Below are 8582 nucleotides of genomic sequence, written 5' to 3' on the forward strand. Positions count from 1 at the left end.
ACCCACCACCCCTGCCACCGCCCCGTCTGGACCGAGCACGCCGAACGCACCAAGACCTTCCTCGGCCAGCTCGGCGCCCCACGCAAGACCGAACGCAGCCGGCTCCAAGCCGATTACGACCGGGCGATGCGCGTGGTCACCGAGATCGACGCCGCCAACACCACCTCTGAGGAGACAACAGCGTGAGGATCACCGCAGCTCAGCGGACGGAGAACGAGAGCCGAGTCAGGTCAGCTATGGACCGCCTCCTGCGGGGCGAGATCCCACCCGGTGGCCGATGCGACATCAAGACCCTCGCCCGCGAAGCTGACGTCGACCGCACCGCCTTCTACGGCACCCGCCCCTACGCTCATCTCCGCGAAGAGTTCGAACGCCGCCTAGAAGCCCTTCAGCACGCTGGCAAGATCCCTGACCCCCGTGAGGCCCAGATCGACCGCCTCAAAGCACAGGTGACGACGTTCAAGGAGCGGCTGGCCACGGTGGAGAAGGCGAACGAGGAGCTCGGCGACTTCCGCGTCCAGGCCCTCGCACGGCTCGCCGCTCAGCATGAAGAGATCGTCCACCTGCGTGGGATCGCCAACGCCGCCAGCCGGGTGACGCGGCTCCCTGGAGCCCGAGCGGCCACGATGGGATCCTGCTGACATGCCCGTCGGGGGGCCGCAGCCGGAGTGCCGCCAGGAACGGACCGTGGCTCTGGCACTTCCAAGAACACACCGCAGGTCGGCCACGCCGACGAGCCGAAGGAGAACAACAACACGTGACCGGCACAACTGATACCGAAGTTCCTCTGACCGGAGGCCGTATCACTCCGGGCGTCGTCCGCGTCGGCCATACGGTCCGACGGCCCACCACGGGGTCATCGGCCTTCGTCGCCGAGCTGCTCACACAACTCCAGCAGCTCCAGTTTTCAGGCGCACCGCGTTACCTCGGAATTGACGAAGCCGGCCGCGACACATTCAGCTACCTGCCCGGCTGGGTGCCGACCAAGTTCCAACGCTGGGCTGATAGCCAGGTCGCCGCCGCCGGGACCCTCCTTCGCTCACTGCATGAGGCAACCCGTGACAGCGGCCTCACCGCAGGACATCCGGTCATCTGCCATCACGACCCCGGCCCGAACAACACTGTCTTCCAAGACAGCCAACCGGTCGGCTTCATTGACTTCGACACCGCCGCCCCCGGTGATCCACTCGAAGACCTCGGATACATGGCCTGGACGTGGTGCGTCTCCTCGAAGACCAACGCACCACCCGCCCCTGCCCAAGCCGCCCAGGTGAGGATCCTCACTGACGCCTATGGCCTCACCGCCACCGACCGAGCTCAAGTCGTCGACGCGATGGTCGACCGTCAGTCCCGCAACGCGCACTGGTGGACAGAACGCCTGAGCGACCCCAGCCATCGTGCTGCCAGCGCTGAGCAGATCGTCTCCCGCATCGCCTGGTCCGAGCGCGAACACGCCTACACCATCACCAACCGCGCCACCTTCGAAGCGGCACTGCGATGACGTCCGAACCCGCCTACGCGATAACCGGCGGGAACGATCATTCAGGTCCCCGCTCCGTCCAGACCTACTCGCCAGCGCTCCCAACAGCAAGTGATCCGCATCACGTTCATGCCTTCCGAATGCAACACGCTCGACCATCAGAGTCGTGAACGCCGGAGTCGGCGGCAGCTCCCTCAATGACCACACGAAGACATCCGCACACGGCCTCTGCGGACACAAGGCACTCCGGTCTGACCCATCCTGGTGAGGGCGGGGCAAGTCTGCTCACGCTGATGGCGAAGCCCCGACACAAGAAGGCGGAGAACGTACGGAAGTACTTCCACCTCCACCCTTCCCCTGAGGCGATCGCCGGAGTCACCAGCCTGCTCGCGCCGGGCTGAGGCGGAGGACCGGTACGGGGAATGCCCTACGACGGCATCTGTGACGGCCGTGCAGGTCAATGGTTGTACGCGTGACCGTCCACCGGGCAAATCCCGCTTCGGACGTGGCGCGATGAGGCGAGCGTCTCGCCGCAGCGCGGGTCTGCTGGGCGGCCGTCACTGATTCGGAACGGTGATGCCGGCCGCGCGCAGGTTCGCCTCGACCAGCGTGTTCAACCGGGCGATGGACGGTGACTGGTCTTCCCGGTGGTGGTTGACCATTGCATACCGGGAGGCGGCGTCGGGCTGGTCCTGAAACCCGGTCGGCATCGCCAGCAGCGCCCGTTGGGTCAGCAGTTTGTCGGCCAGCGTGGACGCCAGCTCCTCGATCCGCGGGTCGTCCGGATCCCAGGCTCTCGCATCCCAGCCGAGCTTGGTCAGCTCGACCGACTCGGGGTCGTCCAGGGAGTGTTCGAGCCGGGCCAGGAAGCTGTCGAAGATCTCCGGGACCAGTGCCCGGGCCAGCACCAGAGCCTCCCGTTGACCGGCCACGTAGTCGGGACCGAACCCGAGTGCGGCGAGCCGCTCCAAGACCGCGCAGGCCCGGTCGGGCAGCAGGGCGCGGTCACCATGATCGAGACGGTGCAGCCTGTCGCGGCGCACGATCAGGTCTTCGATCCGTTCGGAGAGTTGGTGGTGCACGTCGTCCAGGGTGGCGGCGAACGTCGTGGGATCGGCGTCGAGCAGGTCACCGATCCCGGCCAGCGGCACGCCTGCCGCGGCCAGGGTCCGGACCTGGACCAGCCGGTACAGCTCGTCCGATCGGTATCGGCGGTAGCCGGAGCGGTCGCGTTCCGGCTCGGCGACCAGGCCGAGCCGGTGATAGTGCCGCACGGTTTTGATCGTGACACCGACGAACGCCGCCGCCTGACCGATCGTGAGCCCGTCTGTCATCGGCTCGGCGCACCTCCGGATAGTGGGCGATTGCGGTCTCGCGTACTGCGTCGGTGACGGCCGGGAAGTCCGACTGATCACCGGGGTGAGGATAGCGCGCACCCGTTCTCAGCCCACCCCCTGCTGCCAAGAGAGAACCGGGACGCCTGCGATCGGTGCCGGTCGCCTCTCTGATCCGCGCAGGGGGTTGACCTTGACCATGGGTCAAGGCCGCAGGCTCTGCACATGGCGCCGTTCGAAGGGCCAGGCGGCCGCCAAGGCCGCCGTGAGAACCACATCGTGAACAGGAGATTCATCATGGGAACAAACAACAGCGGCTTCTCCGACGCGGGGCTGCGCCGGCTGCGCGAAGTGCTGGCACAGCACGTCGAGTCCAAGAAGATTCCCGGCCTCGTCGCCCTTGTCAGCCGCGGCGACCGAACGCACGTCGAAGCGATCGGGACGATGCGTCATGACGGTGGCGCGCCGATGCGCCGGGACACGATCTTCCGGATGGCGTCCACGTCCAAGCCGGTCACGATGGCAGCGGCGATGATCCTGCTCGACGAGTGTCGGTTGCGGCTGGACGAACCCGTGGACCAGTGGCTGCCCGAACTCGCCGACCGGCAGGTGCTGAAGCGGCCCGACGGCCCCCTGGACGACACCATGCCGGCACACCGGCCGATCACCGTACGGGACCTGCTGACCTCCACGTTCGGGCTCGGGGTGGACTTCGAGTCGATGGCTTCCCCGATCAGGGCCGCGACCTTCGAGCGTCTCGACTACAGCGTGGCATCCGGGCCCGCCCCGGAGCCGGACGAGTGGATGCGCCGCCTCGGCGAACTGCCGCTGCAGTACCAGCCCGGAGTGCGGTGGCAGTACGACCTCAGCAACGAGGTGGTCGGTGTGCTCGTCTCCAGGGTCACGGGACAGTCGTTGGAGACGTTCCTGCGCACACGCATCCTCGATCCGCTGGGGATGAAGGACACCGCCTTCCACGTGCCCGCCGACAAGATCGACCGACTGCCGCCGCTGTACGGGCCCGATCCGCAGACCGGCGAGTTCCTCGTGTGGGACCAGGCGGCAGGGGGAAGGTCCAGCGTGCCTCCCGCGTTCCAGGGCGCCGGCGGCGGGCTGGTCTCCACCGCCGACGACTACCACGCCTACTTCCAGATGCTGCTGAACCACGGGATGCACGGGAGTGAACGGATCCTGTCCCGCGCCGCCGTCGAGTTGATGACCACCAACCGCCTCTCGCCCGAGCAACTAACCGCCCGGGAGGTCATGTTCAGCAACGTCGCCCACCTGTCATCCGGCCAGGGGTCGAGCGGCGGCTGGGGCTTCGGAATGGCGGTGCGCACCCATCGCGGCGACTATGCGCCCATCGGCCAGTTCGGCTGGTTCGGCGGTACCGGCACCACCGCCTACGCAGACAAAACCAACCAGCTCACCGGAGTCCTGCTCACCCAGGTCGGACTGTCCACCCCGGATTCACCGCGTGCCATGAACGACTTCTGGACCACGCTCTATCAGGCCATCGACTGACAACGAGCCCGACCGACACTTCGCGGCCCGGCTTTGTTGGTCAGGAGCGGGTTCTGGCACACATTCCGTGAGGACGATCAACGCGTTCTGCCATGGCGACGTCTCGTCACCTGAGAACGTGGTGCGGTGTGATGACCTCATAACGGTGCTCTTTCCGCACTTCAGGGCGGTTCTGGTGGAGCGGGTGTTCACGGAGTGCAGTGTGGTGCACGTCGTCGCGAGAACCCTCGATGGCCCTGCTTCGTGCCGGACTGTGAGCTTCCGTCGAGGCGCGTGCACAGCTGCTACCAACGTCGGCTAGCCGATAGTCCGCTCGGTGGCCAGCCGGTGCTGATCGAACTGACTGTGCGGCGACTGTACTGCGAGAACGACCTGTGCCGGCGCCGTACGTTCGTCGAGCAGGTCGCGGGGCTGACGTTCAGGTACGTGAGACACACTCCTGCTTCACGCCGTGTCCTGGCAGCCATTGCGGTTGCCCTCGCAGGCCGGGCCGGGTCCCGCCTTGCTGCTGCCCTGCAGACGAGGGTGAGCCGGACGACCCTCCTGCGGGTGATCATGGCCGGCCTGATCCGCCGTGGGCGGTCCCAAGGGTGCTGGGCGTCGATGACTTCGCCACCCGCCGCGGGCACCACTACGGCACTGTCCTCATCGACTGCGAGACCCATCGACCTCTCGACTTGCTGCCCGGCCGCGGCGCCTTCACCCTGGTCAGCTGGCTGCGCGAGCATCCCGGCGCCGAGATCATCTGCCGTGACCGGGCGGGATCCTACGCCGACGGCGCCCGGAGGGGTGCCCCGAACGCAGTCCAGGTGGCCGACCGCTTCCACATCTGGCAGAACCTCGGCACGGCCGTCGAAGCCAGCGTCCGACTTCACAGCACCTGCCTCAAGACGGCTTGCGCCAGCTCCGACGAGCCTACGAGCAGTGGCGACAGCACGGTTACGACGAAGTCGATGTCGCCGATCGAAGCTCGCATCCGAGAGCGGCACGCGACAATCCATGCCCTGCTGGCCCAGGGACACGGAATCCGGGAGATCGCCAGGGAACTGCACATGGGCGGTAACACTGTCCGCCGCAACGCGCGCGCAGCAGTCCCCGAACAGCTACTGACCGGAAGGCGCCAGCCCCGGGCCAGCCAGCTCGACCCCTACAAACCCCACCTGGACAAACTCTGGGCCGAAGGACACACCAACGCCATCCAACTGCATGCCGAGCTCCAGAATCTCGACTACCGCGGGAGCTAACAGATCATCAGCCACCTTCTGCGATCGAGGCGCCGCCGACGCATCCGCGTTGTCCCACCCGCACCACCGCATCATCCGCCGGGTCACCGGCTGGATGATGCGGCACCCCGAGAACCTGGCCGACGGGGAACGCCAGCAGTTCGCCGCCGTCCTTGCCCACTGCCCTGAACTGGGACTGTCGGACCCCTGCGGCATGCTCACCAGCATGAACGAAGACGCCTTCTGGCAGCTCATCGAGGACTGCAGGCCCATGGAACCTGACCCGGACGCCGACCTCCTTGCAGACACCCTCACCGAGCGGCTTGCCCAGTCTCCGTTGTCGTTGACCATCGGCTTTGCCGAACAACTGTCATGGGCGCTCTACCGGCTTGACCGCAAGGAGTACGGACACGACTTGGGCGGAGACGCCTTTCTCTACGCCCGTGCCGCGGTCGTTGCTGCAGGCCGCACCGAATTCGACAGCGTCCTCGAAGACTCTGCGGCCTTCGCTCCCTACGCCACCGACCTCATCTGGGCCGAGAGCTTGCTCTACACACCGGACCGGGCATACAGACGCATCACCGGGGAGGAGTGGGACCGCGACACGCGATATTCTTACGAGTCGTACTCGAATACTGAGGGCTGGGCCGACTGAACAGCACGGCCTGCCGATGGTGACGAACTCCAGCGCTGTCGCCATTGATCGTCCTCACGGAATGTGTGCCAGAACCCAAGTCTCATCGATATTCGGGCACCAGCGACAAGCGCCTGCTCCTGCAATTCGTCTACAAAAGCTCTCCGTTTCGACCTACGCAGCCAGCAGGCTGGCCTCGGAGACGAGAGCCCGGGACCGGCGCCGAGGCGGGCTGCCCGGATCCAGAACTCGCAGCTCCAGGTGATGTCGCAGAGCGATCCGTCCAGCGGCAAGTCTGTGACCCTGCGCATGGCACCGGACCAACGCTCGGGTGACTCGGCGATCCTGGAGCATCTGGACGGAACACCGCGCGTGCATCACGACCGGGCCTACACAGCGGTCACCAACTCGCCTCCGCCCGACGAGCAGCACGCCCACCTGCGGACCACCCAGGCTCTGGGCGGCAGCAAGCCTCTGCCGCACGGGACCGATCCCTCGGACCGTTTCGCACCCACGGCGTATTACCCCGCGCGGCGTCCCCAGCCCGGCGACACGACCCATGCGGTCGCTTCACCGCTGAACGTGATACGCAATACCGCCCAGCCGTTCCGCGTAGCCGACCCCGCCAAGCCCTATCCCCCACAGCCCATATGACGCACGCTCACGGATCTGAGCAACGACATCTACGTCTACGTCTACGAGCCGACCTCACAGCCCAACACCGACTGGGTCCACACGTCCGGATTCAATGCCTCCGAAGCCGCACCTGCACTAAAACTCGACCTGCCAAACCACACCAGCCTCCGACGGCGAGACGACTGGCCGTGACCTCGGACGCCGTCTGCGGAAAATGGCGCGACCCTTCGCACCGTTCTCCAGTCGGATTGGAGGAGTCGGAGCAACGGGGCTGCCAGGTTCCCTCGCCCGGCCTCGGAATCATCGGCAGAGCGGTGAGTCGACACCCTCTCTCTCCGGCTCAGATCACTGGGTGGAGACCTTGTGGACGGTGGTGTCATCAGGTTTCAGCAGTCGCCCGTCCGCCGACCGGACTTCCAGTGCGCGAAGGGGATGTCCCTGCCGGCTGTCGACCATCTGCGAGTGCGGTTCGCCGGGGGCGAAGGCATTCTGCTCACCCCACTGCCGCAGCGCCACGATGACGGGGAAGAGGGCTTTGCCCTTCGGGGTCAGTACGTATTCGCTGTAGGCGCTGCCGTCCGAGGCGGGGATGGATTCGAGGACACCGCCGGCGACCAGGGCGCGCAGGCGCGCGGTGAGGATGTTCTTCGCCACGCCGAGGCTGCGCTGGAACTCCCCGAAGCGACGGCTCCCGTCGAAGGCATCTCGCACGATCAGAAGAGACCACCAGTCGCCGATCGCGTCCACTGACCGCGCGACGGGACAGTCGCTGTCGTCGAAGCGCGTCCTTGCCACCATGCCGTCCTCCACTCTCACACTAGTTGCAAAATGCTACCAAAAAAAGCTACGGTCCCCGTTGGTGGCAAGATGAAACCAAGTGTGCGGAGGGGTTCTGAATGCTCAGCAACTGTGAGGCTGCGACACCACGGGCCGCGGCCCGAAGCGGCGGAGGTTCCGGGGTCGTCCCGTCCCGCGGCGTCGTCATACTGTTCGCTGTCGCCTGTGGAACCGCGGTGGCCAACGTCTACTTCGCCCAGCCGCTCCTGGTGACTGTGGGCCACGACCTCGCTATGAGCCCGGCACTTGTCGGCAGCGTCGTCACCCTCACGCATGTCGGATACGGGCTGGGACTCTTCTTCCTCGTGCCGCTGGGCGACGTGGCCGACCGCAGACGGCTCATCGTGGCCCAGCTGCTTCTCCTGGCGGTGGCACTGGCAGCGGTCGCCACCGCCCGCACCGCAGCGATCCTGCTCGCGGGTATGGCCGGGATGGGGCTTCTCGCGGTAGTCACACAGACGTTGGTGGCCTTCGCGGCGTCACTGGCCCCTCCCGCCCGGCGCGGACGCGTCGTCGGCCTGGTGACCAGCGGCGTGGTCGTCGGGATTCTGCTCGCCCGCACCGCATCCGGGCTCACGGCCGACCTCGCGGGCTGGCGCTCCGTCTACCTCGCTTCAGCGGTGCTCACCGCTCTGCTCGCCCTGGTCCTGCACCGAGTGCTGCCGCGCCACACCGATGTCCCGCCGACATCCCTGCGTTACGGACAGCTCCTGCGCTCCACGATCACCCTGTTCGCACGGGAACGGCTTCTGCGGCTCCCGGGCCCTGCTCGGCCTGCTGATCTTCGCAGCCTTCAGCACCCTGTGGAGCAGCATCGCGCTGCCACTCAGCGAGCCCCCGTTTTCCCTTTCCCACACCGCGATCGGGGCATTGGGGCTGGTCGGAGCCGTAGGCGCCCTAGGCACTGTTTCTCG

Annotated in this window: 9 protein-coding genes and 2 pseudogenes; 9 read left to right on the plus strand and 2 right to left on the minus strand. The window is 66.7% G+C overall.

Features of this window, described 5'->3' with window-relative positions:
- The 4 genes and pseudogenes from JGS39_RS32065 to JGS39_RS32080 all read left to right on the plus strand — a co-directional run.
- Positions 1-186 (plus strand): hypothetical protein (locus JGS39_RS32065; RefSeq protein ID WP_219573258.1); only part of this gene is annotated, 186 nt, incomplete at its 5' end.
- Positions 183-641, plus strand: a complete 459-nt coding sequence (locus tag JGS39_RS32070) for a hypothetical protein (protein WP_219573259.1) — start codon at positions 183-185, stop codon at positions 639-641. The genes JGS39_RS32065 and JGS39_RS32070, both read left to right, overlap by 4 nt.
- Positions 642-757: 116 nt before the next feature.
- Complete coding sequence (locus JGS39_RS32075; protein WP_219573260.1) at positions 758-1501, plus strand: aminoglycoside phosphotransferase family protein; 744 nt, start codon at positions 758-760, stop codon at positions 1499-1501.
- Positions 1502-1719: 218 nt separating this feature from the next.
- Positions 1720-1881: pseudogene (locus JGS39_RS32080) on the plus strand (site-specific integrase); the annotation flags it as partial.
- Positions 1882-2037: 156 nt separating this feature from the next.
- Here the strand turns inward: JGS39_RS32080 and JGS39_RS32085 are convergent.
- Entirely contained in the window at positions 2038-2814 is a 777-nt protein-coding gene (locus JGS39_RS32085; RefSeq protein ID WP_219573261.1) for a MerR family transcriptional regulator, read from the minus strand.
- 297 nt (positions 2815-3111) lie between these two features.
- Between JGS39_RS32085 and JGS39_RS32090 the strand changes: the two genes are divergently transcribed.
- From JGS39_RS32090 to JGS39_RS32105, 4 genes are all read left to right on the plus strand, one after another.
- Positions 3112-4338 carry a serine hydrolase domain-containing protein gene (locus tag JGS39_RS32090; RefSeq protein ID WP_219573262.1) on the plus strand — a complete coding sequence of 409 codons (1227 nt, stop codon included), beginning with the start codon at positions 3112-3114 and terminating at the stop codon, positions 4336-4338.
- Positions 4339-4928: 590 nt separating this feature from the next.
- Complete coding sequence (locus JGS39_RS32095; protein WP_219573263.1) at positions 4929-5582, plus strand: transposase; 654 nt, start codon at positions 4929-4931, stop codon at positions 5580-5582.
- Positions 5583-5631: 49 nt separating this feature from the next.
- Positions 5632-6216, plus strand: a complete 585-nt coding sequence (locus JGS39_RS32100) for a DUF4240 domain-containing protein (RefSeq protein ID WP_236064687.1) — start codon at positions 5632-5634, stop codon at positions 6214-6216.
- 288 nt (positions 6217-6504) lie between these two features.
- Entirely contained in the window at positions 6505-6849 is a 345-nt protein-coding gene (locus tag JGS39_RS32105; protein ID WP_236064686.1) for a linear amide C-N hydrolase, read from the plus strand.
- Positions 6850-7176: 327 nt separating this feature from the next.
- On the opposite strand, the gene JGS39_RS32110 is transcribed toward JGS39_RS32105, so the two are convergent.
- Entirely contained in the window at positions 7177-7629 is a 453-nt protein-coding gene (locus JGS39_RS32110; protein WP_219573265.1) for a winged helix-turn-helix transcriptional regulator, read from the minus strand.
- Positions 7630-7727: 98 nt separating this feature from the next.
- On the opposite strand from JGS39_RS32110, the pseudogene JGS39_RS32115 reads away from it, so the two are divergent.
- A pseudogene (locus JGS39_RS32115) lies at positions 7728-8582 on the plus strand (MFS transporter); the annotation flags it as partial.

The sequence above is a fragment of the Streptomyces poriferorum genome, from assembly GCF_019399235.1.
Taxonomy (GTDB): domain Bacteria; phylum Actinomycetota; class Actinomycetes; order Streptomycetales; family Streptomycetaceae; genus Streptomyces; species Streptomyces poriferorum.

Coding starts and splice junctions, on each gene's coding strand:
- JGS39_RS32090 (WP_219573262.1), top strand. CDS start 3,112: ATGGGAACAAACAACAGCGGCTTCTCCGACGCGGGGCTGCGCCGGCTG.
- JGS39_RS32110 (WP_219573265.1), bottom strand. CDS start 7,629: ATGGTGGCAAGGACGCGCTTCGACGACAGCGACTGTCCCGTCGCGCGG.
- JGS39_RS32085 (WP_219573261.1), bottom strand. CDS start 2,814: ATGACAGACGGGCTCACGATCGGTCAGGCGGCGGCGTTCGTCGGTGTC.
- JGS39_RS32105 (WP_236064686.1), top strand. CDS start 6,505: ATGGCACCGGACCAACGCTCGGGTGACTCGGCGATCCTGGAGCATCTG.